This is a genomic window from Pseudomonas sp. JV245A, assembly GCF_032424515.1.
Classification (GTDB): Bacteria; Pseudomonadota; Gammaproteobacteria; order Pseudomonadales; family Pseudomonadaceae; genus Aquipseudomonas; species Aquipseudomonas protegens.
The window spans coordinates 1-22,331 of record NZ_VYKE01000096.1; the positions used below are offsets into that span (position 1 = coordinate 1).

Annotated in this window: 18 protein-coding genes; 6 read left to right on the top strand and 12 right to left on the bottom strand. The window is 65.1% G+C overall.

Annotated features, from left to right (window positions below):
- From F6S12_RS21960 to soxR, 4 genes are all read right to left on the bottom strand, one after another.
- The coding region (locus F6S12_RS21960; protein ID WP_315869328.1) for an AAA domain-containing protein at positions 1-6,243 on the bottom strand (6,243 nt) is incomplete at its 3' end.
- Between the two features lie 15 nt (positions 6,244-6,258).
- The gene (locus F6S12_RS21965; RefSeq protein ID WP_011062437.1) at positions 6,259-6,903 is read right to left on the bottom strand and encodes a 4Fe-4S cluster-binding domain-containing protein; all 645 of its coding nucleotides are present in this window, start codon (positions 6,901-6,903) and stop codon (positions 6,259-6,261) included.
- Positions 6,900-8,738, bottom strand: a complete 1,839-nt coding sequence (locus F6S12_RS21970; RefSeq protein ID WP_315869329.1) for an AAA family ATPase — start codon at positions 8,736-8,738, stop codon at positions 6,900-6,902. The genes F6S12_RS21965 and F6S12_RS21970 overlap by 4 nt, the downstream gene beginning before the upstream one ends.
- A 258-nt stretch (positions 8,739-8,996) precedes the next feature.
- A complete protein-coding gene (gene soxR, locus F6S12_RS21975) occupies positions 8,997-9,470 on the bottom strand; it encodes a redox-sensitive transcriptional activator SoxR (RefSeq protein WP_011062436.1) in 474 nt (157 codons plus the stop codon).
- 108 nt (positions 9,471-9,578) lie between these two features.
- On the opposite strand from soxR, the gene F6S12_RS21980 reads away from it, so the two are divergent.
- Positions 9,579-9,944, top strand: coding sequence for an antibiotic biosynthesis monooxygenase (locus F6S12_RS21980; RefSeq protein WP_152686340.1), 366 nt, complete (start codon positions 9,579-9,581; stop codon positions 9,942-9,944).
- Here F6S12_RS21980 and F6S12_RS21985 read toward each other — a convergent pair.
- The 4 genes from F6S12_RS21985 to msuE form a co-directional block, all read right to left on the bottom strand.
- Positions 9,941-11,041: a sigma-54 interaction domain-containing protein gene (locus tag F6S12_RS21985; RefSeq protein ID WP_011062434.1), complete on the bottom strand. Its 1,101-nt coding sequence runs from the start codon at positions 11,039-11,041 to the stop codon at positions 9,941-9,943. The two genes, F6S12_RS21980 and F6S12_RS21985, sit on opposite strands and share 4 nt — an antisense overlap.
- 24 nt (positions 11,042-11,065) lie before the next feature.
- Complete coding sequence (locus F6S12_RS21990; protein ID WP_011062433.1) at positions 11,066-12,253, bottom strand: acyl-CoA dehydrogenase family protein; 1,188 nt, start codon at positions 12,251-12,253, stop codon at positions 11,066-11,068.
- 134 nt (positions 12,254-12,387) lie between these two features.
- A complete protein-coding gene (gene ssuD / locus F6S12_RS21995; RefSeq protein ID WP_011062432.1) occupies positions 12,388-13,527 on the bottom strand; it encodes an FMNH2-dependent alkanesulfonate monooxygenase in 1,140 nt (379 codons plus the stop codon).
- Positions 13,528-13,536: 9 nt separating this feature from the next.
- A complete protein-coding gene (msuE, locus tag F6S12_RS22000; protein WP_015636469.1) occupies positions 13,537-14,100 on the bottom strand; it encodes an FMN reductase in 564 nt (187 codons plus the stop codon).
- Between the two features lie 400 nt (positions 14,101-14,500).
- On the opposite strand from msuE, the gene F6S12_RS22005 reads away from it, so the two are divergent.
- The 4 genes from F6S12_RS22005 (at position 14,501) to F6S12_RS22020 (ending at position 18,722) form a co-directional block, all read left to right on the top strand.
- A complete protein-coding gene (locus tag F6S12_RS22005; protein WP_015636468.1) occupies positions 14,501-14,761 on the top strand; it encodes a hypothetical protein in 261 nt (86 codons plus the stop codon).
- A 102-nt stretch (positions 14,762-14,863) separates the two neighbouring features.
- Positions 14,864-15,478 (top strand): LysE family translocator, encoded by a 615-nt coding sequence (locus F6S12_RS22010; RefSeq protein ID WP_315869330.1) that lies wholly within the window; start codon positions 14,864-14,866, stop codon positions 15,476-15,478.
- A gap of 210 nt (positions 15,479-15,688) precedes the next feature.
- On the top strand, positions 15,689-16,858 hold the full coding sequence (locus F6S12_RS22015; protein ID WP_015636466.1) for a cysteine desulfurase family protein: 1,170 nt from the start codon (positions 15,689-15,691) through the stop codon (positions 16,856-16,858).
- Between the two features lie 55 nt (positions 16,859-16,913).
- The gene (locus F6S12_RS22020; RefSeq protein ID WP_258717907.1) at positions 16,914-18,722 is read left to right on the top strand and encodes an aminopeptidase P family protein; all 1,809 of its coding nucleotides are present in this window, start codon (positions 16,914-16,916) and stop codon (positions 18,720-18,722) included.
- Positions 18,723-18,806: 84 nt separating this feature from the next.
- On the opposite strand, the gene F6S12_RS22025 is transcribed toward F6S12_RS22020, so the two are convergent.
- Positions 18,807-19,403 (bottom strand): 2-hydroxychromene-2-carboxylate isomerase, encoded by a 597-nt coding sequence (locus F6S12_RS22025; protein ID WP_011062426.1) that lies wholly within the window; start codon positions 19,401-19,403, stop codon positions 18,807-18,809.
- A 37-nt stretch (positions 19,404-19,440) separates the two neighbouring features.
- Positions 19,441-20,181 carry an SDR family oxidoreductase gene (locus tag F6S12_RS22030; RefSeq protein WP_019092954.1) on the bottom strand — a complete coding sequence of 247 codons (741 nt, stop codon included), beginning with the start codon at positions 20,179-20,181 and terminating at the stop codon, positions 19,441-19,443.
- A 93-nt stretch (positions 20,182-20,274) separates the two neighbouring features.
- Between F6S12_RS22030 and F6S12_RS22035 the strand changes: the two genes are divergently transcribed.
- Positions 20,275-20,844, top strand: coding sequence for a TetR/AcrR family transcriptional regulator (locus F6S12_RS22035; RefSeq protein ID WP_011062424.1), 570 nt, complete (start codon positions 20,275-20,277; stop codon positions 20,842-20,844).
- 9 nt (positions 20,845-20,853) lie between these two features.
- Here F6S12_RS22035 and F6S12_RS22040 read toward each other — a convergent pair whose 3' ends face one another.
- Together F6S12_RS22040 and rhtA are read right to left on the bottom strand one after the other, a co-directional pair.
- Positions 20,854-21,135, bottom strand: a complete 282-nt coding sequence (locus tag F6S12_RS22040; RefSeq protein WP_011062423.1) for a hypothetical protein — start codon at positions 21,133-21,135, stop codon at positions 20,854-20,856.
- 158 nt (positions 21,136-21,293) lie between these two features.
- Positions 21,294-22,181, bottom strand: coding sequence for a threonine/homoserine exporter RhtA (gene rhtA, locus F6S12_RS22045; RefSeq protein ID WP_315869331.1), 888 nt, complete (start codon positions 22,179-22,181; stop codon positions 21,294-21,296).
- Between the last annotated feature and the right edge of the window lie 150 nt (positions 22,182-22,331).

Below are 22,331 nucleotides of genomic sequence, written 5' to 3' on the forward strand. Positions count from 1 at the left end.
GGCGGCCTGCAGGCGAGCGCGCTCGCTTTGCGGGTCGTGGTACCAGGCCTGCGACGAGACCCGGTGCAGGTGGGGAATGGCCCGGCGCAGCACCGAAGGGCGCCAGATTTCCCGGGAGCGAGCGCGGGCCAGGAGGCCGTGGCGCGGGGTATCGCATTCGATGCCCAGGGCGTAGAGCCCGGTATCGGGGTGCTCGATGGCAAAGTCCAGGCCGAAGGCATCCCCTTCGTTGGCGCTGACCGGGCTCCAGCCCAGGGTGCGGATGTACGCCGCCACCGCCTGGGTGAAGCCGTCGCTGTGGGCGTTGTGCTGGACCTTTGCATCCTGGCGCTCGGTGACCAGGCGCCCCAGCAGGCTGTGGCCGCTGGCAAACTCCCCGGCCGACAGGGCGCGGGCGTACTCCAGGTAGCCTTGCAGGTAGTCCCGCGGGCTGGCGGGCGGGCGCTGGGTGGTGAGCATGTCGGAGATATCGGCAATCGGCATCGAGGTGATCATCACCACTTTGCGCCGGGCCCGGGTCACCGCCACATTGAGCCGGCGCTCGCCGCCGGTCTGCCCCAGGACCCCGAAGTTGCGGCGGAAGCTGCCCTGGCTGTTACGCCCGAAGGTCGAGGAGAACACGATGATGTCGCGCTCATCGCCCTGGACGTTCTCGACGTTCTTGACGAACACCGACATGTCCTCGCCGTCCTCGCTGCGTTCGCGCTCCTGGCTGTAGGCCGCACGAAACGCCGGGTCCTGCTCGGCGCGCAGCTCCAGGCGCTCTTCGATCAGGTCGGCCTGCTTGCGGTTGAAGGTCACCACGCCCACCGAGGGGCGTTCGGCATAGGGCGCCTGCCAGAGCTCGGCCAGGTAGTCCACCACCCGTTCGGCCTCGTCGGGGTTGACCTGCTGCTGGTAGACGCCGTCCACGCGGATCAGCTCCAGCGGCTTGATGGCGAGGATATTGGCCTGGGGATGGCGTACCGGGATGCTTAGGCGGTTGCCGTAGAACGAGGCGTTGGAGAAACCGATCAGCTCGCGGTAGGCCGAGCGGTAGTGGATCTGCAGGGTGGTGGAGGGTAGCGAGCTGCGAGCCAGTTGCAGCAGGTCCGGGCAGTCCTTGATTTCGCGGCGGTTCCAGGTGTCTTCGAAGGCCTCCCGTTGTTCCTCGTCGGCATCGGCGTCCGGCTGGTCGCCATCGAACAGTTCGGCTTCGTCGCTTTCCACCCGGCTGGAGAAGAAGGCGGTGGGCGGCATCTGCTTCTCGTCGCCGCTGACCACCGTGACCCGGCCCCGGTACAGGGTCGGCAGGGCGAACTCCACCGGCATCTGCGAGGCTTCGTCGTAAATCACCGTATCGAACAGCCCGGGCTTGAGCGGCAGCACCCGGCTGGCCACGTCCGGGTTCATCAGCCACACCGGGCGCAGGCTCATCAGCCCCAGGCCGGCGCCCATTTCCATGAACTCGCGCAAGCGTCGCGAACGCCGTCCGGTGAGGCGGGTGACGTCTTCCCACTGTTTGCGGGTGCCCAGGCGCGACAGCTCGATGCCTTCACTGAGCAACTGACGGTTGAGGTTGCGCATCTGGGTGTCGGCTTCGCCCAGGCTGGCGATCTTCGCCGCGGTTTCGCTGTGCTCGAGCATCAGCTCGGGTTGGCGTTGTTCGATCTGGCGCTTCCAGCCCAGCCGCGCTTCGCGGTTGAGCATGCGCCGCACCACGGCTTCCAGTTGCTCGGCGGGAATGGCGTCGAGCGCGTCCTGGTAATCGCGCAGGACTAACAGCAACTCCAGGTCCGCCGGCGACAGCTGGCCGGCCCGGGCCCGGAAAGCCTGGTAGGCGCTCAGGGTCGGCAAGGCGTCGCGCAGGCGGTTGAGGGCCGACTGATTGCCCTGGTTGTGCTCCACGCGCTGGCGCAGTTGGCCCAGCAGCTCGGGTTGCAGCCACTGATCCAGGCGCTGCAGGGCATTCAGGCTGTCCTGGCGCACGCTGTGGCGGATAAAAGCGGCGTCGTAGCCGGCCAGCAGGCTGTCCAGAGAGCGCCGCTCGCCGGTCAGTACCACCGCATCCAGTTGCTCCGCCCGGGGGGCTTGCGCCAGGGTCATGGCCAGGGCGCGCATTTCTTGCAGTTGCCCGAGGTCCTGGCGTACCTGCGGCAGCAGGCCCGGGCCGCAATCGCTGGCGATTTGTGCAAGGCTCAGTTGCTGATGCAGGTGTTGCAACTGCGCGCGCAAGGGCCGCCACTGGCTTTCCAGCAGGGCCGCCGCCAGCAGTTCCGGCAGGCGCTGCGGCTGGGCCGCGGCGCCCTGTTCGGCGAGGAAGGCCAGCAACTGGCGCTGGCGGATCAGGCGCAGCGGGTTGAGCCGCGCCAGCCAGGAGCGACCCTGGATAACGGCGCGGGCGCGTTGCTGCAGGGTGCGCAGTTGGGCCGCGGGCAGGGCGCTGAGGCCCGGCGCCAGGTCGGCCTGGTAAGCGGTGGCGTCGCACTGTTCCAGTTGTTGAGCCAGTGCCTGCAGGGCCTGGATCAGCCCGTCGCCTTCTGCGGCCTGGCCGTTGCTGCCACGAAACAGCGGGAGCCAGCGTGCCAGCCGTTGGCGACGCTCATCGTCCAGGCCCAGCAGGCTGTGCAGGTGCTGGTCGAGCCAGGCGCGGTAGGGCGCCGGGTCGTCGACTTCGAAGTCGGCCGGGTGCGCCTGCAGGGTTTCCAGGCGCTGTTCCTCGCAGCTCAGCAGGCGCTCGAAGCCCTGGTTGAACGCTTGCACCGTGGCGGCGTCGGTGGGGAAGGGCTGGAGCTGGGCCAGGGCGCTGTGTTCATAGCGGGCCGGCAGCCACAGGCGGCTCAGCGGCGCGCAGGCCTCTTCCAGGCGGGTCAGGCTGGCGATGTCCAGGGCCGCCAGGTGCTGGCGCAATACCGGGACATCCAGGGCCGCTGGCCCCTGTTCCAGGCCGATCAGCTCGCCGATCAACTGGCGGTAGCTCAAGCCACAGTGTTCATCGATGCGGTGCAGGCTCTGGTGGAAGCGATCCAGTTCGCCCTCCAGGGCTTCGATGCGTGCCGCCAGGCGTTCACGCTGGTGCAGCCAGGGTTGCTGGACGGCATCGTCCTTGAACAGGGCCTCAAGCTGTTCGCGGACACTGCGGATCACCGGTTCGCGGTCACGGTTGATGTCGTTGAGCATCACCACCCGGTTGCCCAGGCCTTCGGCCACCAGGCGCTTGTGCACCACTTCCAGGGCGGCGTGCTTCTGGCAGACGATCAGCAGGCTGCGCTGGCGGCCGATGGCGTCGGCCACCATGTTGACGATGGTCTGGCTCTTGCCAGTGCCGGGCGGGCCTTCCACCAGCAGCCCGGGGGCCTGTCGGGCCTGGAGCACCGCGGCTTCCTGGGAGGGGTCGCTGGCCACGGTAAAGAAGCGCTGCAGTTCAGGCGCGAGCGCGGTGGCAGCGCTGTCGCCGCTGTCGCCGCTGTCGGGCTCCGCGGGGTTCAGGCGCAGGGCGGTTTCCAGGCCGGTGCCGCCGGGGGGCAGGGCCTTGAGCTGGCGCAGGTCCTCGCCGATGGCCTGGCCCATGAAGGCCACATGGAACAGCACGGCGGCACAGGCCAGTTGATCCTGGTAGGGCTGCACTTCGGTGCTCGGCGGTGGCAGGCTGCCGAGCACCCGGGAGCTGGCAGTGGCCAGCATGCCGAAGGCGTCCATCACGTCGGCGGCCTTGAGCGCCGAACGCCCCAGCAGTTCGTCGGCGGCCTTGCGCCAGAGCTTGGCGGCGTCGATGCCCAGCAGGGTGTCGAGCCCCGGGTTGAGGCGCACCTCTTCACGTTCGCTGTCGAAGACCAGGGCCACCTTGCCGCGGCTGCCGACTTCCAGCAGCAGCTTGACCGGCCACAGCAGCAACGGCGCGATGCGAGTGCGAGTGGTGCCACGCGCGTCCCGGGTCAGGAGGAAAGGGAAGCCCAGGTACAGGCCATCGATCCCGGTGTCGCGCTTGTACAGCGAACTCTGGCGGTACAGGCTGTTGAGCCGTGCATCCAGCTGCGGGTTTTCGGCGAAGCACGCCGGGTCGAGGCTGATGGGCTGGGCGTTGCGCGCCACCAGGTGATCCAGCAGCGCCGGGGCCGGGCTGCGCTCACTGTGCAATTCGTTGAGGTCGACCCGGGCGGTGGTCTTGCCGATGCTCATGCGCACCAGCGGGCCGCGCAGCACCACGCTGGCGACCTTCTTCTCGAAGAAGTCGAGGATCTGCGACACGTAGTGCTGCTTTTGCGGCTCCAGCCACTGCTCTGCGCCGATGGCCAGCAGCACCAGGGCCCTGGCCAGGGGCATGCGGCGTTCCAGGCGGAACTGCTCGGCCCATTCATCGACGCTCGGCACGCCACAACGGGCAAAGCCGCTGATGCGCTCGTCGACTTCACGGTACAAGGCCGGGCGCGGCAGCCCCAGCAGGGCACGCGCACTGGCCGCATCGAAGCTCAGGACCACGGCTTCGCGGGCCAGGGTGGCGGCTTCTTCGAGGATCGCGTCCACCGAGCGGAACTGCCCGATGGCGGCGCTGAGCAGCACGATCAGGTCTTCTTCGCTGATGGAGCGGCGGTCCGCCAGGGACAGGATGCCGTTGTGCTCGCTGTCCGGCAGCAGGCGCTGGCGTTCTTCCCACTGTGCGGCCAGACGGGCGCGGGAGCTGGAGAGCAGGTAGATGCGCAGTTGCTCCTCGTCCAGTTCGATGGCCTGGTGCTGGGCGCGCTGGCGTACCTGTTCGGCCCGCAGCTTGAGCCGCGACAGCCAGTGCTCGGTCTCCAGGCGTTCCAGCAGGTCCGGGGCCGGGCCGCTGATCAAGCGGTAACCGTCCAGGGGATGCTCCAGCAACCAGCCAGGGGTGACGATCTCGCCGCGCTGGATCAGGGGCATTTCCGGGTTCAGCAGTTTCAAGGCGAGCATCAGCCGGGTGTCATCGTCCAGCCCTTCGTGCTGGGCCACCTGGCGCAGGCCCGCCAGCTGCCGTGCGGGCAAACCGGCCTGTTCGGCCCAGGTGACGATCACCCCGCGCAGCAGATGATCCAGGGCCTGGGGCCAGTGTTCGACTTCGGCGGCAGCCAGGGCGAACGGCCCTGGCCGGCGAAAGCGCCGGCTGCCCAGGGCGACGCTGGCGCCTTCCTCGGCGTCCTCTTCACTGGCGACCGAGGCCGGGACGCTGGGGCTTTCGCCCTGGAGCCAGGCCTGCACCTGAGGCCATTGCCAGCGCTGGTGGCGGTCCCGGGCCAGCAGGCCGCGCAGCAGCAGTTCCAGGCGCGGGTCGAGGTCATCCGGCAGCAGCACGCCGTTGGCCAGAATGTGAATCAGGTAGGCGTTGGCATTGATGCCGGCGAAGCATTCTCCCTGGGTCAGCTGTTCCAGCAGGATCATCCCCAGGCTCCACCAGTCGGAGGCCGCGGCCACGCCCCCGGCAATGGCTTCGGGGGCCATGTAGCGGCTGGTTTCCAGGGGCGAGACGATGTCCAGGTCGAACTCCGACAGCCGCGCCGAACCGAAGCCGCTGATCACCAGGTCCAGGGGCTCGCGGCTGCGCACCAGCAAGGTGGCCGGGCGCAGGTCGCGGTGGCGCAGGCCGGCTTCGCTGAAGGCATGCAGGGCCTGGCCCAGTTCACGGACGATGTGCTGCACCGCGGCCCTGTCGCTGACCACGATCCCCAGGTCGGCCAGGGTGCCGCCGGTGAGTTCCTCGGCCACTTCGAAGGCGCGCTCGTCCCAGCGGCCGGTGAGGATGATTTCCGGCACGTGTTCCCGGGGCAGGCGCTTGAGGGCTTCGTACACCGACGGGTCGGGTTCGGCGCCGGCCTGGTACAGGGTCAGCACCGCCTGGTGCGCGGTTTCCCGGTGCTCGGCGATAAAGCGCTCGCGCACGCCGCCGCTGCTGATCTGGCGCAGCAGGCGCCAGCCTTCGATCACGGTTTCACTGTCGGCGGCTGGGGGCGCTGCGGGTGGCTGTTGCTCCGGGGCGAGCGGGTCGGCGCCGCAGACCAGGCACATCAAGTCGCCGTCCGCCATGGCATGACCGTTGCCGCAGAGCAGGGGGGAGCCGCTGTCCGCCGCGACCGGTGGCTGCGGCTCAAGCGCTTCGAGGGTGATGACCGGTTGTGGGCGCCAGCCTTCGGGATGAATCGCTTCGGCGGAAAGTTCCCAGCCGCAGGCCCGGTTGTCTACCTGGCCTTCACAGAAAATTTCGGCCAGTGGGCGTTCAGTCTGGCAATTGGGGCAAAAACGTATCATCGATAGCGGTTCCGGTTAACGGCGGCGTGAGGTGTGGGCGCTGATCTGGAGTTGGTGGCCCTGGTCGTGCAGCAGGTCGCGCAGACGCAGCACGTCGTCACGCCGGGGAATTCCAGCCATCCAGACACTGCCGTCGTCGTCGAACATCACATCCAGCGCGCGGTCTTCGTGGTGCAGCGGGCGCTGGTAAGTGGACAGACGCTGGCGGCCCAGCTCGGTCAAGAAGATCAGGCGCTGGTTGTCGCTGCCCCGTAGGACCAGCGTTTGCGCCTGTTGTTGCTCGAAGGGGTCGCAGATCAATGCATCCAGCAGGCCTTCGGCTTGTTGCAATAGCGGTTGCAGGGTTTCCAGGGAGTGGCCGCTGTAGACCAGGATGTCGACCCCGGTGCGCTCGCGCAGGCCTCGAAGCAGGGCCAGCAGCGCCTCGGGCTGGTCGAAGGGCTCGCCGCCGGACAGGGTGATGCCTTCGGCCCGGGCCAGCCAGGGTTGCAGGTCGTCCAGCACCTGGGCCAACGGCAAGGGGTGCTTGCCCGGCCCCCAGGTGTCCGCGGAAATGCAGCCTGCACAGCGGATGCTGCACCCCTGGAACCACAGGCCCAGGCGTTGCCCCGGCCCCAGGGTGGTGACCGGGAAGTGCACCCGCGACAGGCTGATGTTCACGAGGCGCGGGCAAGCAGTTGCAGGCCGCCGGCCTGCAGTTGGCGGATTTCGAAGGATTGGCCGGGCTGCGCATCCTGGTCGAACAGGGCCCGGGCCAGGGGGTTGAGCAGGTGCGCCTCCAACTGGTTGCGAATGCCCCGGCCACCGTTGGACAGGTCCTGCAGGCACAGCTGGCGCAGGTTGTGCAGCGAGTCGTCATCGAGCTGCACATGCAGGGCCTGGGCCGCCAGGTCGGCGAGGATATTGCCGACCATCTGCTGGAAGATCTGCTCGGCGATGTCCGGGCGGATGAAGTCGAAGACGATGATGTTCTCGCCGATCCGGTTGAGGATTTCCGGGCGGTTGAGCACCAGTTTGAAATAGCGCTCGATCTCGCCCTGGACCTTGCCTTGCACCGCTTCGAAGGCTTCGCCGGGCTGGACGTTGGCGACTCGCTCGCCGTTGTCGCCCTGGCGGTAGATGCCCAGGTTGGAGGTGAAGACGATCAGCGCCTCGGAGAAGTACACCCGGTCGCCCCGGCCTGAGGTAAGCACACCGTCATCAAGGATCTGCAGGAACTTGTCGAGGATCCGCGGGTGAGCCTTTTCGATCTCGTCGAACAGCACCACGCTGAAGGGTTTTTCGCGGATCGCATTGGTCAGTTCGCCGCCCACGTCGTAGCCGACATAGCCGGGTGGCGCGCCTACCAGGCGCTGGTCCGCGTGTTCGGCGCTGAATTCCGACATATCGAAGCGGATGTACGCGCTTTCATCGCCAAACAGCAGGCTGGTGATGGTCTTGGCCAGTTCGGTCTTGCCGACCCCGGTGGGCCCGGCAAGAAAGGCCACGCCCCGGGGCCGGTTGCCCTTGCGGCTGGCGCCGACCCCGGTCATGGCGCGCTTGACGATATCCAGCATGTGGGTCACGGCGTGGCCCTGGCCCTTGACCCGCTGGCGGATGAAACCGTCGGCCTGGCGGATGCGCTGGCGGTCGATCTTCAGCCAGGGGTCTTCGGTGACCCCGACTTTATAGCGGCGTACGGCATCGCCGATGCGTTCCATGGCCAGGCCTTCGACCCGGGCCAGCTGGACGATCGCGTTGAGGTCGAGCAGCAGCAGGCCCTCGGTGTTTTCGACGAAGGCCCGCACCGCGCTGTCGCGGCTTTCTTCGCTGGCCTCCTGGGCGCCGGGCAGGCCGCGCAACAGTGCCGGAGCCAGGGCCTGGCGGGCCTGCTGGTCGGGTTTGGACACGGGAATGGGCCGCAGGCGTGGGTTGTCGATCAGCATCCAGTCGGGCAGGTCGCCTTCCTTTTCCACCACCCAGAGAATGCTGTTGAAGAACGGCGTGCGCAGCTCCCCAGCCGGGCGGCTGCGGGCCTGGTGGGACAGCACCAGGGCCTGGGTGAACAGCTGGTGTTCTGCGGCGCTCAGGGCGTCGTTGCGGATCACCAGGCGTGAAGCGAAATCGACAATCAGGGCCAGGGGGGCGCCTTGGCGCTCCACCAGGCGCGGCAAGGTGGCCGCCAGCAGATCGAGGCCTGCCGGCGCGGCCCCGTCCACCGGGGTCAGGCCCAGCTCGCGAAGCAGGTTATCGGCCTGGGCCGGCTCGCTGCCGGGGGGCAGCAAAACCCTGAGGCCGCCAAGGGGGTCCCAGCTCAGCACCTGGGCATAGCCCGCCGCCAGCAGTTCGTCGCGCAGATTGAGGTTGAAGGGCTGGGGGGTAATGACCCCGGGGGCCACCTCACTGGCTTGCAGGTCGCGGACGTTGCCGGACAGGACGAATTGGCTTTTCAGGGGTAGAAAGCGCAGCAGATCGCGCAGCCAGCGTGGCTTTTCGAAGGAGGCAGTCCTTGGCATGGAAGCGGAGCTCGTCGTAGGAAGCAGGACGCGACATTAGCATAGGGACGTTTTTACTTACGATGCTCCACAGGTTTTCTTACCTGTCAGCGCTGAGCGGGAATCCGGCTTGCGAGGGGAGATGCCCGTGAGATCGCCTTCGCCGGCAAGCCGGCTCCTACGGGTACGAAGGCGATGTGGCTGTAGGAGCTGGCTTGCCAGCGAAGAGGCCCGAGAGTCAGCCTTCGCCGGCAAGCCGGCCCCTACGAGGGAAGCCGGCTACGGGGTGTCGGTGGCGGCGTCGGGCTCCAGCAGGCGGGCGCCCGGGCCGGCGTCTCCCAGGGCATCTCCATAGTTGCGCAGCGGGCACCCTTCCATGGACAGGCAGCCACAGCCAATGCACTGGTTCAGCCGCTCGCGCAGCAGGCTCAGTTGGCGGATGCGTTCGTCCAGTTCGCGGCTCCACTGTTCCGACAGGCGCTGCCAGTCCGCGGCAGTGGGCGCGCGGTCAGCGGGCAGGGTCGCCAGGGCCTGGCCGATCTCTGCCAGGGGAATGCCCAGGCGCTGGGCCACCTTGATCAGCGACACCCGGCGCAGCACCGAACGTGGGTAGCGGCGCTGGTTGCCCGCGTTGCGATGGCTGTGGATCAGGCCCTTGGTTTCGTAGAAATGCAGCGCGGTGACGGCTACGCCACTGCGGGCCGACAGTTGGCCGACGCTCAGCTCTTTATGACGGGAGTCGGGTTCGATCATCAGTGGACCTCGGGAGGAAAAATACGCTTGACCTTGACTTAACTAGAGGTTTTACCCTGCGGCGCATTCAACAGCAATATTCTGTTTGCCCCCAGTGGAGAGTGATCCATGAGCGCCTTTGAAAAGACCCGCAGCTTTACCCAATTGATCGAGTTCGAGATCGAGCCCCATCAGCAACAGGCCCTGGTATCGGCCCTGGCCGAGCAGACCGAGCGCCTGGCCCAGGGCTATGGCGGTTTTCTGAGTGCCAGCGTGCAGGCCAGCGACGATGGCCGGCGGGTGCTCAATTACCTGCAATGGCAATCCCGGGAAGCCGGCGAAGCGGCGTTCCGGCGCTTCGAGAGCGGCGAGCAGGATTTCTGGCAGTTGATCCTCGCCCACCAGGCCAAGGCCGTGACCTTCGGTTCATTCCAGGTGCGTAGCAGCATCGCCCGTAGCCACGACAATGCCTTGCACTGCGACCTGCCGGGCTAGATCGACAGTTGCAGGGTGCGCTCGTTGGGCGCATCGATGGGGCGCCGCTTGTTCACCGCCAGTTCGCCGATCTTGATCAGCCGGGTCCGGGTGACGTTGCGGCTCAGGCCCAGCAGGTTGGCGGTGTGCACCTGGTTGTAGTGGCTGAAGCGGTAGGCCGCGCGCAGCAAGGCATCCTCGACCTTTTCGTGCAGGGCCCCGGCCTGTTCGGCGAAGAGTTTTTCAAAGGCCCGTTCCAGCAGGGCCTCGGCAGAGTCGTCGTGGCTCGGGTGGCTGTCGTCGGCGCGTTCGATGCGCATGTTGGACAGGCGCAGGTCGTCGCGCTGGATCACCCCGTTGCGGCAGATCAGCAGGGTGTGGTGGATGACGTTTTCCAACTCGCGGATGTTGCCCGGCCAACTGTAGCTCTTGAGCTTGTGCTCGGCCTCGGGGCTGATGCTGATGCTGCCGTAGCCCAGGCGCTGGCTGTAGGCCTCGATGAAGTGCCGGGTCAGCGGCAGGATGTCGCCGGGGCGCTCGCGCAGCGGGCTCAGTTCCAGGCTGACCACGTCCAGGCGGTAATACAGGTCTTCGCGAAAATGCCCGGCGTTGATGGCCTTTTCCAGTTGCACGTTGGTGGCGGCCAGTACGCGCACATCGATGGGAATGCTCTTGCGCGAACCCAGGCGCACCACTTCGCGCTCCTGCAGCACCCGCAGCAGCTTGACCTGGATGGCCATGGGCAGGTCGCCGATCTCGTCGAGGAACAGGGTGCCGCCGTCGGCCTCTTCGAACCACCCGGCCTTGGCGCTGAGGGCACCGGTAAAGGCGCCTTTCTCATGGCCGAACAGTTCCGCCTCCACCAGGGATTCGGAGAAGGCACCGCAGTTCACCGCCACGAACGGTCGGTTGCGCCGGGCACTGAGGTTGTGGATATGGCGCGCCACCAGCTCCTTGCCGGTCCCGGTTTCGCCAATGATCAGCACGCTGGCTTCGCTCGGTGCCACCTGTTGCAGGTGCGCCAGCAGGGCCTGGGATTTCGGGTCCTCGAACACCTGGGCGGTGGCGCGGATCGAGGTCGCCAGGGCGGGCGAAGGGGGTAGGGTCAGAAGCTGCATCGGCACTCTCCGTCGAACAGAAGGCTAGGAGTAGAAAGTCGGGGTTGGCAGGGACTGGTTCAGCGCCCAGTCGCCCAGCTCATGAAGCTTGTAGTCCAGCGGGTCGTGCAGGGTCTGGGTGCGCAGGTTGCGCCAGTGCCGGTCCAGGCCCAGGGAGGCGTGGGTCGAGCGCGCGCCGGTGACTTCGAACAGGCGGCTGCACAGCTCCAGGCCCTGGCGGCTGGCGGCGACCTTGGCGGTGGCGATGGCCGTGGCCAGGTGCCCGCGCTCTTCGGCGCTAAGGGCCGGGCCCTTGGCCCAGGCCTGGTCCAGCAGCGCGGCGGCCCGCTCCACCAGCAGGCGGATGCCTTCCAGGGCGACCCAGAATTCGCCGTAGTGGCTGAGTATGTAGGGGTCCTGGCGCACGTCCTGGGCGCTGGACTTATGCCAGACCCGGGTTTCGCCGAGGGTGTACTGCCGGGCTTCTTCGAAGGCGCCTTCGGCGATGCCGAGGAACATGTGGGTGAAGGTCAGTTGGGCGATCAGCGGGCGCAGGCAGGCGAATGGTGTGCTCAGCGGGCCAGGGTCCAGCAGCAGTTCCGACTCCTCCACCCGTACCCGTTCGAAGGTGGCGCTGCCGCTATCGGTCTGGCGCTGGCCGATGTTGTTCCAGTCGTGGTGCAGGGTGATGCCGCTGCGGCCGCTGGGGATCGCGGCGATCAGCAACTTGCCGCCATTGCTTTCGTCCACTGCCGAGGCAATGAGCATTTCCGAGTCGCTGGCACCGGAGCAGAAGCTCTTCTTGCCGGAAAACTCGCGCCAGCCCCCCAGGTTCCGGACCACGGTGCGGGTGTCCAGTGGGTTCAGGGCGTTGCCCCAGAACCAGTTCTTGCGTGCGGTCTGTTCGAACCAGGGTTGCCACTGTTCGGGTTTGGCGAACAGGCGCACGGTGGCCAGCATCAGGTGGTGGAAGCCGAAGACATGGGCGATGGAGCTGTCGACCCGGGCGAATTCGCGGACGATGTTCAGCGTCTCGCTCCAGGGCGCGCCGAGCCCGCCGAACTGGCTGGGAATGCTCAGGGCCAGCAGGCCGCTTTGGCGCAGCGCGTCGCGCTCGGCCTTGGGGGTGCCGCCGCGCTCGTCGCGCTCGACGGCGGTCAGGGCAAACTCGGCGGCCAGTTGGCGGGCGGTCTGCAGGGGGGACAACAGGGCGCTTTGCGGTTTGGCAGTCACGCGGTGTTCCTCGTTCGTGGCCGTTGTGGCGGCCGGGAAAAGGTGCTGCGAGCTGCAGGAACTGGCTTGCCAGCGAAGCGGGCCGGAAGATCGCCTTCGCCGGCAAGCCGGCTCCTGCAACAGCATTGGGGATTTCAGCGGCTGTTGGGCAACACGTCGTTGGCGATCATTTCGCCGAACGGCCCGGTGAGGTTGGTGACACCGCGGCCGGCCAGGCTGGCATAGGGCTCCGGCAGCAGCGGGAACACCAGCTCGGCGAAGCGATAGGCTTCTTCCAGGTGCGGGTAGCCGGAGAAAATGAAGCTCTCGATTCCCAGGTCCGCGTACTCCTTGATGCGCTCGGCCACTTGCTGCGGGTTGCCCACCAGGGCGGTACCGGCGCCACCGCGCACCAGGCCGACCCCGGCCCAGAGGTTGGGGGCGATCTGCAACTGGTCGCGGCGCCCGCCGTGCAGCGCTGCCATGCGCCGCTGGCCTTCGGAGTCGAAGCGGGAAAAGGACTGCTGGGCGGCGGCGATGGTGTCGTCGCTGATGTGCTCGATCAGCTTGTCCGCGGCTTTCCAGGCTTCGTCCTCGGTCTCACGCACGATCACATGCAGGCGGATGCCGAACTTCACCGTGCGGCCCTTGCGCGCTGCACGTTCGCGTACGTCGGCCAGTTTCTGCGCCACCGCCGCCGGTGGCTCGCCCCAGGTCAGGTAGACATCCACCTGGTCCGCCGCCAGTTCATGAGCGGCCTCGGAGGAACCGCCGAAGTACAGCGGCGGGTAGGGCTTCTGCACGGGCGGGTAGAGCGCCTTGGCGTTCTGCACATGCAGGTGCTTGCCTTCGAAGTCCACGGCTTCGCCTTGCAGCACCCGACGCCAGATCTGCAGGAATTCGTCAGTGACTTCATAGCGTTCGCTGTGGCTGAGGAAGCTGCCGTCGCCGCGGTTTTCGTCCGGGTCGCCGCCGGTGACCACGTTGATCAGCAGGCGGCCGTTGGACAGCCGATCCAGGGTCGCGGCCATGCGCGCGGAAACCGTGGGGGAGATGATCCCTGGGCGGATCGCCACCAGGTAGCGCAGGCGTTCGGTCAGGGGCACCAGGGCCGAGGCGATCACCCAGGAGTCTTCGCAGGAGCGCCCGGTGGGAATCAGCACACCGTGATAGCCCAGGCTGTCCGCGGCCTGCGCCACTTGCTTGAGGTAGTTGAGGGTGACCGGGCGCGCGCCCTGGGCAGTGCCGAGGAAATGGCCGTCGCCGTGGGTCGGAAGAAACCAGAACACATCCATGACAGCTCCTCAGGCGATTTTCAGCAGGTGGGTCGGGTGGGCGCGAAACAGCGGCGCGGCCCGTTCGGCGGCGAGCTGGATGCGCGCTTTGAGCAGGTCGCTGGTGATCTGGTAATTGCTGAAGTCGGCCTCGGTGGCGTACACGCCGATCGGCAGGGTCAGGGCCTGGAAGAAACTGAACAGTGGGCGTAGCTGGTGATCCAGAACCAGGGCATGGCGTTCGCTGCCACCCGTCGCGGCCAGCAGCACCGGGGTATCGATCAGGGCATTGAGATCGATCAGGTCGAACAGGTGCTTGAGCAGGCCGGGATAGGAACCGCGATACACCGGGGCGGCGACGATCAGCAGGTCGGCGTTCTCGATGGCCTGGAGTTCGGCTTCAACCTCGGCCGGCAGTTCCTGGCGCGACAGGGCGGCACCCACCGGGCGGGCGATATCCCCCAGTTCGATCAGGTGGGCGTTGAAGGACAGGTGCCCGGACAGTTCAGCCAGCAGGGCCTGGGTCAGCACCAGGGTGCGCGATGGGCGCCAGGTTCCACCGGAAAGGGCTACGACGTTCAAGGGGCGGGACATGATCAGTTCCTTTTTAAACAGTGGCTCAACGAGCAGTGGCAGGTCCCGGGCTCTGGAGCAAGAGCTGTACCAAAGACTTGCAGCCCTTGTACGGCGCGGTTTTGCGCTGATCTGCAGTTGCCGGGTGCTGTTGCCCAACCGCTGTTTTGTTGATCGGCTGTTGCCTGGCCAACAGTTGCTCTGGCAACAGTTGGCGGGCGAGATGGGACTGTTATAAAGGCTTGTTGTTATTCCTTAAAAGAGCTTTTTTTCATATTTATAGATCTTTATGGAATATAAGGGTGAGCAGCGCCCTGGCCTTGGAACGATCGATAGCCACTATCGAGCAGGGTGATTTTTGCCGCTGATGGCGCGCGAGTAGCCTGTGTCCATTGTTCGCAACCCGCCCCAGGTGCTCGCCATGAAGGCTTTCTCTGCTGTCTTGCTGTTGTTGGTTTCCAGTGTGCTGGCCGGTTGTGCCAGCCCCGGTGCACCGGAGTTGCGGCCCTATACCGCGCAGGAAATCCGGGAGCTGGCTATGGAGGCGTTGAACCGGCGCGGTTTGTCCTTCGATGAATACCAGCAGAAAAAGGCCGAGTTGCTGGGCCGCCCGGCGAGCTTCGACAGCCAGGGTGAAATGAGTGCGCAGCGCAATATCAGTCGCCATCAACCTGCCAGTTGAGAAGAACTGTACTGGTCCAAGTTTTCAGCAACTGTCCGTGGGTTTCAGCCTGAGGCTGGGTTAGGGTCGAGGCCTGATCGACCTGCCCCGGACCTTGCCCCCATGAGCCTTTCCCCTGACCTGCTGTTGGCCTTCGCCCTGTTTGCCCTGGTCACTTCCATCACGCCCGGTCCCAACAACACTATGTTGCTGGCCTCGGGGGTGAACTTCGGCTTCAACCGTTCCATTCCCCACATCCTCGGCATCAGCTGCGGCTTCTTTGTCCTGGTGCTGGCGGTCGGCCTGGGCCTGGGGGCGGTGTTCGAGGCCTACCCGCTGCTGTACAGCGAGCTGCGCTACGTTGGCGCAGCGTACCTTCTGTACCTGGCGTGGAAGATTGCCCGTTCCGGGCCGCTGTCCGATGAACAGCAGCACCACGGCCGGCCGCTGGGCTATTGGGGCGCCGCGGCGTTCCAGTGGGTCAATCCCAAGGCCTGGGTCATGGCAGTGGGGGCCATCAGTACCTATACCCCGTTGCAGGGCTACTTCACCAATGTGCTGGTGATTGCCGCGGTGTTCGCGCTGATCAATGCGCCCACGGTGAGCCTCTGGGCTGCGTGCGGCAGCTTGCTGCGCAATGTGTTGCGCAACCCGCGCTGGTTGCGCCTGTTCAATCTGTTGATGGCCGCCTTGCTGGTGCTTTCCCTGGCACCGCTGTTGTTCGAAAAGATGAGTTGAACGGCGCTTCATGGCGCTGCCTCGAGCCTGTAAGCTGCGATGCAGGAGCGTTCCTACGCACTTTTAAACGAAGATGTTCTTCTTTAACTGCATCCGATCGGGTACTGCTCAAGGCCAGCATTTGCCGCGCCGCCTATACACGGCGCGTGGCTGCCTCGCCTTTTTGCCAGCATATGCCGACCCTGGAACAAGCTCTGCGGGTTTTCAGTCATGAACAAGCGTCCTCTTTATTTCGACTACGCCGCCACCACGCCGGTGGATGAGCGAGTCATTCAGGTCATGCTGGAGTGCCTGGGTTTCAACGCCCATTTCGGCAATCCGGCGTCCAGTTCACACGCCTTTGGCCGGGAAGCGCGGGGTTACGTCGAGCGCGCCCGGCAACAAGTGGCACAACTGGTCGGCGCGCAGCCCGAGCAGATTGTCTGGACCTCCGGCGCTACCGAATCCAACAACCTGGCCCTCAAGGGGGTGATGCAGGCCCGGGGCGTGAGCGGCGGCCATGTCATCACCAGCCAGATCGAACACAAGGCGGTGCTCGACACCGCCCGGCAACTGCAGGAGGCCGGGGTCGCAGTGACCTACCTGGTGCCGGATGCCGATGGCCTGATCACCGCGCAAGCGGTCAGCGAAGCCCTGCGCGACGACACCTTCCTGGTGTCGCTGATGCTGGTGAACAACGAACTGGGCACCCTCAACGACATTCTGGCCATTGGCCAGGTGGTGCGTGAGCGTGGCGCCCTGTTGCATGTGGATGCCGCCCAGGGTGCGGGCAAGGTGGCCATCGATCTGGCCCGGTGGCCGGTGGACCTGATGTCGTTCTCGGCCCATAAGCTATATGGCCCCAAGGGCATCGGCGCGCTGTATGTCGGGCCGCGGGCGCAGCAACACGTGCAGGCGCAGATTCATGGCGGCGGCCATGAGGGCGGCTTGCGCTCCGGAACCCTGGCCACCCACCAGATCGCGGCCATGGGCGCCGCCTTCGCCCTGGCCGGCGAACTGTTCGAGGAAGAAACCGCCGCCATCGTGCGTCTGCGCGGGCGCCTGCTGGAGCAACTGGCGGGTATCGCCGGCCTGCGCTTGAATGGCAGTGTCACCCAGCGCATTCCCCACACCCTGAGCCTGACCTTCACCGAGGGAGGTTTTGATGGGGCGGCGTTGGGCGCGGCCCTGGCCTTTTCCGCGACTTCGGCCTGCAACTCGGCAAGCAATGCGCCTTCCCATGTATTGCTGGCGCTGGGGCATGATGCCGGGCAGGCCGCGCGGACCATCCGCTTGAGCCTCGGGCGTTTCACCTGCGAACAGGATGTGGATCGCGCCGCTCAACTGATCCAGGCGGCGACCGCCTCAGCCCCTGCGTTCTGGGCCACAACACAACCTTGAGGGTCGAGTGACTTCGATCTTCCATAACAATGATTAAGCCGGTTAAGGAGACACAATGAGTACCCAGCCTTCGACCAATGGAGTGGTCCCCCAGCGCTTGGCGCATGTCCGTCAGCTGATGAGCCGCGAAGGCATTCACGCCTTGCTGGTGCCCTCGGCCGACCCGCACCTGTCGGAATACCTGCCGGGCTACTGGCAAGGGCGCCAGTGGCTGTCGGGGTTTCATGGGTCGGTCGGGACCTTGATCGTGACCGCTGACTTTGCCGGCGTATGGGCCGACAGCCGTTACTGGGAGCAGGCCACCAAGGAACTCAAGGGCAGCGGCATCGAACTGGTGAAGTTGCAACCGGGCCAGCCCGGGCCCCTGGACTGGCTGGCCGAGCAGACCCCGCAAGGTGCGGTGGTGGCGGTGGACGGCGCGGTCATGGCCTTGGCTTCGGCCCGTACCCTGGGCAGCAAGCTGCAGGAACGCGGGGCCAGCTTGCGTACCGATATCGACCTGCTACAAGAAGCTTGGGACGACCGCCCGTCATTGCCCGATCAGCCGGTCTATCAGCATCTGCCGCCCCAGGCCACCCAGAGCCGGGTCGAGAAGCTTGCGGCGTTGCGCGCAACTCTCAAGGAGCGTGGCGCCGACTGGCATTTCATCGCTACCCTCGATGACATTGCCTGGCTGTTCAACCTGCGCGGCGCCGATGTGTCCTTCAACCCGGTGTTTGTCTCCTTTGCCCTGATCAGCCAGCAGCAGGCGACCTTGTTCGTGGCCTTGAGCAAGGTCGATGAGGCATTGCGCGCGCAACTGGAGGTGGATGGCGTCAGCCTGCGCGACTATTCAGAGGTGTCCGCGGCCTTGCAGGCAGTGCCGGAAGGCGTAGCGTTGCAGATCGACCCGGCGCGCGTCACCGCGGGCTTGCTGGAGCACCTGAACCCCGGGGTGAAGCTGCTGGAGGGGCTCAACCCCACCACCCTGGCCAAGTCGCGCAAGAGCCTGGCGGACGCCGAGCACATTCGCCAGGCCATGGAGCAGGATGGTGCGGCGCTCTGCGAATTCTTCGCCTGGCTGGACAGCGCCCTGGGGCGTGAGCGCATTACCGAGCTGACCATTGATGAGCGCCTGACGGCCGCCCGTGAGCAGCGCCCGGGTTATGTCTCGCTAAGCTTCAATACCATTGCAGCGTTCAACGCCAACGGCGCCATGCCCCATTACCACGCCACGCCCGAAGAGCATGCGGTGATCGAGGGTGATGGCCTGTTGCTGATCGATTCCGGCGGCCAGTACCTGGGGGGCACCACCGATATCACGCGCATGGTGCCGGTGGGGACGCCGAGTGCCGAGCAGAAGCGCGATTGCACCCGGGTGCTCAAGGGCGTTATCGCGCTGTCCCGGGCGCAGTTTCCGCGGGGCATTCTGTCGCCGTTGCTGGATGCCATCGCCCGGGCGCCGATCTGGGCCGAGGGTGTGGACTACGGGCACGGCACCGGGCATGGCGTCGGTTATTTTCTCAACGTTCACGAAGGCCCGCAGGTGATTGCCTATCAGGCCGCAGCGACGCCGCAGACTGCGATGCAACCGGGGATGATCACTTCGATCGAACCCGGGACCTACCGCCCTGGCCGCTGGGGCGTACGAATCGAGAACCTGGCGCTCAACCGTGAGGCGGGCAAGACCGAGTTCGGTGAGTTTCTGAACTTCGAAACCCTCACCCTGTGCCCGATCGATACCCGTTGCCTGGAGCCATCGCTGCTCACCGAGGATGAGCGCGAATGGTTCAACGGCTATCACGCCGAAGTCCGCCGGCGCCTCAGCCCGCTGCTGGAGGGCCCGGCCCTGGAGTGGTTGCAGGTTCGTACTGCGGCTATCTGAGGAAAGATGTCACCCGCGCAAGGCGGGTGACGTCACGCGATGGGCTCCTGGCAATGGCGCGGCCGCTGCCAGGGACAGGGCAGGTTACGGCGCGTTCAAGGCTTCGCGGACGAAATCCAGGCGGTCCTGGCCAAAGAACAGTTCGTCTCCCACGAACATGCTGGGCGCGCCGAACACCCCTTTTTGCAACGCCTGTTCGGTCTTGTCCTTGAGGGCGGCCTTGACCTCTTCGTCATTGCTCAGGTCGAGGATCTGCTGCGGGTCGAAGCCACCTTGTTCCAGGACCTGGGTGATGGTGGCCGGGTCGTTGAGGTTGCGTTTGTCCACCCAGAGCGCACGGAACAGGCAGTCGAGGAATTCACCGAAACGTTCCGGCAGGCGCAGTTGAACCCCGGTGGTGGCGCGCATCAGCAGCAGGGTATTGATGGGAAAGTGCGGATTGAAGTTGAGCTCCACCCCATAGCGCCGGGCAAAGCGCGCCAGGTCGTGCAGCATATACCGGCCCTTGGCGGGAACACTGATGGGGGAGGCGTTGCCGGTGGTCTTGAAGACCCCGCCCAGCAGCATGGGCTGATACACCAGCTGGCTATCGGTTTCGGCGCAGATTTTTGGCAGTTGGGTATAGGCCAGGTATGAGGTCGGGCTACCCAGGTCGAAGAAGAACTCCACCTTTTTGCTCATGTTTCAGACTCCTTGATTGTTGTTATCGGAGAAGGCCTTACCAGCGTTCGTTCCACGGGCGCAGGTCCAGCTCGAAGGTCCAGGCGTCCCGGGGCTGGCTGTGCAGGTACCAGTAGTTTTCGGCGATATGCTCGGGGTTGAGGATGCCGTCCTGGTCCTTGAGGGCGTATTTTTCGGGAAAGCTGGTACGGATGAAGTCGGTGTCGATGGCACCGTCGACGATGACATGGCCGACATGGATGTTCAGGGGGCCCAGTTCCCGCGCCATGCTCTGGGCCAAGGCGCGAATGCCGTGCTTGGCCCCGGCGAAGGCGGCAAAGCCGGCGGCACCGCGTACGCCTGCGGTGGCGCCGGTGAACAGAATAGTGCCGCGTTGGCGTTTGGCCATGCGCTTGGCCACTTCCCGGGCATTGAGAAAGCCCGAAAAGCAGGCCATTTCCCAGATCTTGAAATACTTGCGTGCAGTTTCTTCAAGAATGCTGCAGGGCACATTGGCGCCAATATTGAAGACGAACGCCTCGATAGGGCCGATCTGGGTTTCGATCTGCTCGATCAGCGCGATCACGTCTTCCTCTTTGCGTGCATCACAGCCAAAACCATGGGCCTGGCCGCCGGACTGCTGGATGGCGTCCACCAGGGGTTGCAGTTTGTCCGCGCTGCGGCGGGTCATGCAGGCAATAAAGCCTTCGGCTGCGAAACGCTTGGCAATAGCACCGCCGGTCGCGTCGCCGGCACCCACTACCAGTACGACTTTGTTCTTGTTCAAGGTTGCAGTCATGGGAGGTTCGCTCTTTGGTAAACGATCGTTAACTAAACGAACGTTATGCTATGATTTTTCCGTCGTCAAGAAAACTTGGGAGCCCGTCAGGGAATGCGTTATTCAGCCAGTCACAAGCAGGAAACCCGCGAGCGTCTGCTGCAAAGCAGCGCGGCGCAGGCCAAGAACGAAGGTTTTTCCACTGTGGGGGTGGATGCCTTGATGAAAGCCATTGGCCTGAGTGGCGGGGCTTTCTATAGCCACTTCACCTCCAAGGACGAATTGTTCAGCTCGATTGTCGAGCGCGAGTTGAGCCAGAGTCTGGCGCGCCTGGGCGGGGAGGGGCAGCAGAATCAGGAGAAGTTGCGTCGCTGCCTGAAGCAGTACTTGAGCGTGGCGCATCTGCAACAGCCGGGTGCTGGCTGCGCACTGCCGGCATTGGGTGCGGAGATTGCCCGGGGGAGCCTAGAGGTGCGGCAGGAGGCGCAGGACTGGATCTGCCGCTTGCACCAGGCTTGGGCGCAGACTCTGGGCAGCGAAAGCCTGGCCTGGTCGATCCTGTCCCAGTGCGTTGGCGCGTTGGTGGTAGCGCGAATGCTGGTGAACCCCGCCATTCAGCATCAGGTACTGGCGTCCAGCCATGAGCAGATCATCGGGCAGCTGGAGCGGCTGCCCGCAAGTTGACCGGCAAGGCTATTTGCAGATGACGATCATGCTGCGGCTGGTGTAGCCGGCAGGGTTCAGGCCGAAGGGGTAGTCGCCTGGGTCTTCCACGGCATCACCGGACTTGGCGATGACCTTGTAGCCTTTGGGGCCGCAGGACTCAGTCGCCTTGGTGTAGCACTTTTCCCAGGAAGAAGATAAGCCCGAGCAGTTGATGTGGAGTCCTTTCTTGCCCCGTTTGACTTCGGTTTTCGCGGTCGCCGCGCAGCCTGCAATTGCAAGTACGGCCAACAGTATCAAAAATCGTTTCATCCCCGTCCTTATCGCTAGCCCCGGATCTGGCGTCCGAGTGTGACTGCATTACCTGTCGTCTTTTGCGTGTGCGATATCCCTGTCCGGCAACTCCCTGGGCGACGTTGAGTAGCCGGCTAAACATGGCCTAAATGAGCACCAATTACCAGAGTTGAATCTCAATCAACTGCAACTATTGGTTTGGCCTCGCGGCGCATGGTCATGGTGGCGCCTACGGAAGCCAGGATGATGCAAGCGATTGCCGTCCACTGGGACAGGGACAGGTACTCGTGGAGGAACAACAGGCCCGAAAGCGCGCCGAAAGCGGGCTCGATACTCATCAGGGTGCCGAAGGTCCGGGCTGGCATGCGAGTCAGGGCAACCATCTCCAGGCTATAGGGGAGGGCTGTGGACAAGATGGCGACTCCCAGGGCAACCGGGATCTGGGAGGGAGTCAGTAGTGCGGCGCCGGCATGGACTATGCCTATGGGTGCAACAAAGAGAGCAGCAATCATGACGCCCAGGGCGGCGGTCTGAATGCCGTTCTCGGCTCCGGCCTTCTGTCCGAAGAGTATGTACAGCGCCCAGCAGACCCCGGCCCCCAGTGCATAACCTGCACCGACCAGGTCGATGGCTGTTTCTGTGGCTCCGGTGGGAATAAGCAGTAGCAGCCCGACGATAGCCAGAGCGATCCACAGGAAGTCTATGGCCTTGCGTGACGCATAGATGGCTACTGCGAGGGGGCCTGTGAACTCGAGGGCGACGGCGATGCCCAGAGGGACACTCCTGAGGGACATATAGAAGAGGAAGTTCATGCCGCCCAGGGCCATGCCGTAGATGATCACGGTGCGCAGGGTGTTGGTGGTGAACTTGGCGCGCCAGGGTCTTAATAGAAGCAGCATGATGATGCTGGCGAAAATCAGCCGCAGGGTTGTGGTTCCTTGTGCGCCAACGATTGGGAACATGCTCTTGGCCAGTGAGGCTCCTGATTGAATCGAGGCCATGGCAATAAGCAGCAGCCCCACCGGAAACAGGGTCGAGGCAAGGCTGCGCGGTTGGTCATTCATGCAAGGGGTCATCCAGAGTGTTGGGGGAGGGGCACCTGGAACATGATGCTCAACTAATCATGGATGAGCAATATAGTGCGCATGGTCTTTTTTACGCCTCTATATAGAAGCTGCGAATGGGCTGTTTTGCGGCTGATCATAGAAAATGCA

Excerpts from the sequence above, each read along its gene's own strand:
- F6S12_RS21970 (WP_315869329.1), bottom strand. The coding sequence starts at position 8,738 with ATGCCAAGGACTGCCTCCTTCGAAAAGCCACGCTGGCTGCGCGATCTG.
- soxR (WP_011062436.1), bottom strand. The coding sequence starts at position 9,470 with ATGATCGAACCCGACTCCCGTCATAAAGAGCTGAGCGTCGGCCAACTG.
- F6S12_RS21980 (WP_152686340.1), top strand. The coding sequence starts at position 9,579 with ATGAGCGCCTTTGAAAAGACCCGCAGCTTTACCCAATTGATCGAGTTC.
- F6S12_RS21985 (WP_011062434.1), bottom strand. The coding sequence starts at position 11,041 with ATGCAGCTTCTGACCCTACCCCCTTCGCCCGCCCTGGCGACCTCGATC.
- ssuD (WP_011062432.1), bottom strand. The coding sequence starts at position 13,527 with ATGGATGTGTTCTGGTTTCTTCCGACCCACGGCGACGGCCATTTCCTC.
- msuE (WP_015636469.1), bottom strand. The coding sequence starts at position 14,100 with ATGTCCCGCCCCTTGAACGTCGTAGCCCTTTCCGGTGGAACCTGGCGC.
- F6S12_RS22005 (WP_015636468.1), top strand. The coding sequence starts at position 14,501 with ATGAAGGCTTTCTCTGCTGTCTTGCTGTTGTTGGTTTCCAGTGTGCTG.
- F6S12_RS22010 (WP_315869330.1), top strand. The coding sequence starts at position 14,864 with ATGAGCCTTTCCCCTGACCTGCTGTTGGCCTTCGCCCTGTTTGCCCTG.
- F6S12_RS22015 (WP_015636466.1), top strand. The coding sequence starts at position 15,689 with ATGAACAAGCGTCCTCTTTATTTCGACTACGCCGCCACCACGCCGGTG.
- F6S12_RS22020 (WP_258717907.1), top strand. The coding sequence starts at position 16,914 with ATGAGTACCCAGCCTTCGACCAATGGAGTGGTCCCCCAGCGCTTGGCG.
- F6S12_RS22025 (WP_011062426.1), bottom strand. The coding sequence starts at position 19,403 with ATGAGCAAAAAGGTGGAGTTCTTCTTCGACCTGGGTAGCCCGACCTCA.
- F6S12_RS22030 (WP_019092954.1), bottom strand. The coding sequence starts at position 20,181 with ATGACTGCAACCTTGAACAAGAACAAAGTCGTACTGGTAGTGGGTGCC.
- F6S12_RS22035 (WP_011062424.1), top strand. The coding sequence starts at position 20,275 with ATGCGTTATTCAGCCAGTCACAAGCAGGAAACCCGCGAGCGTCTGCTG.
- F6S12_RS22040 (WP_011062423.1), bottom strand. The coding sequence starts at position 21,135 with ATGAAACGATTTTTGATACTGTTGGCCGTACTTGCAATTGCAGGCTGC.
- rhtA (WP_315869331.1), bottom strand. The coding sequence starts at position 22,181 with ATGAATGACCAACCGCGCAGCCTTGCCTCGACCCTGTTTCCGGTGGGG.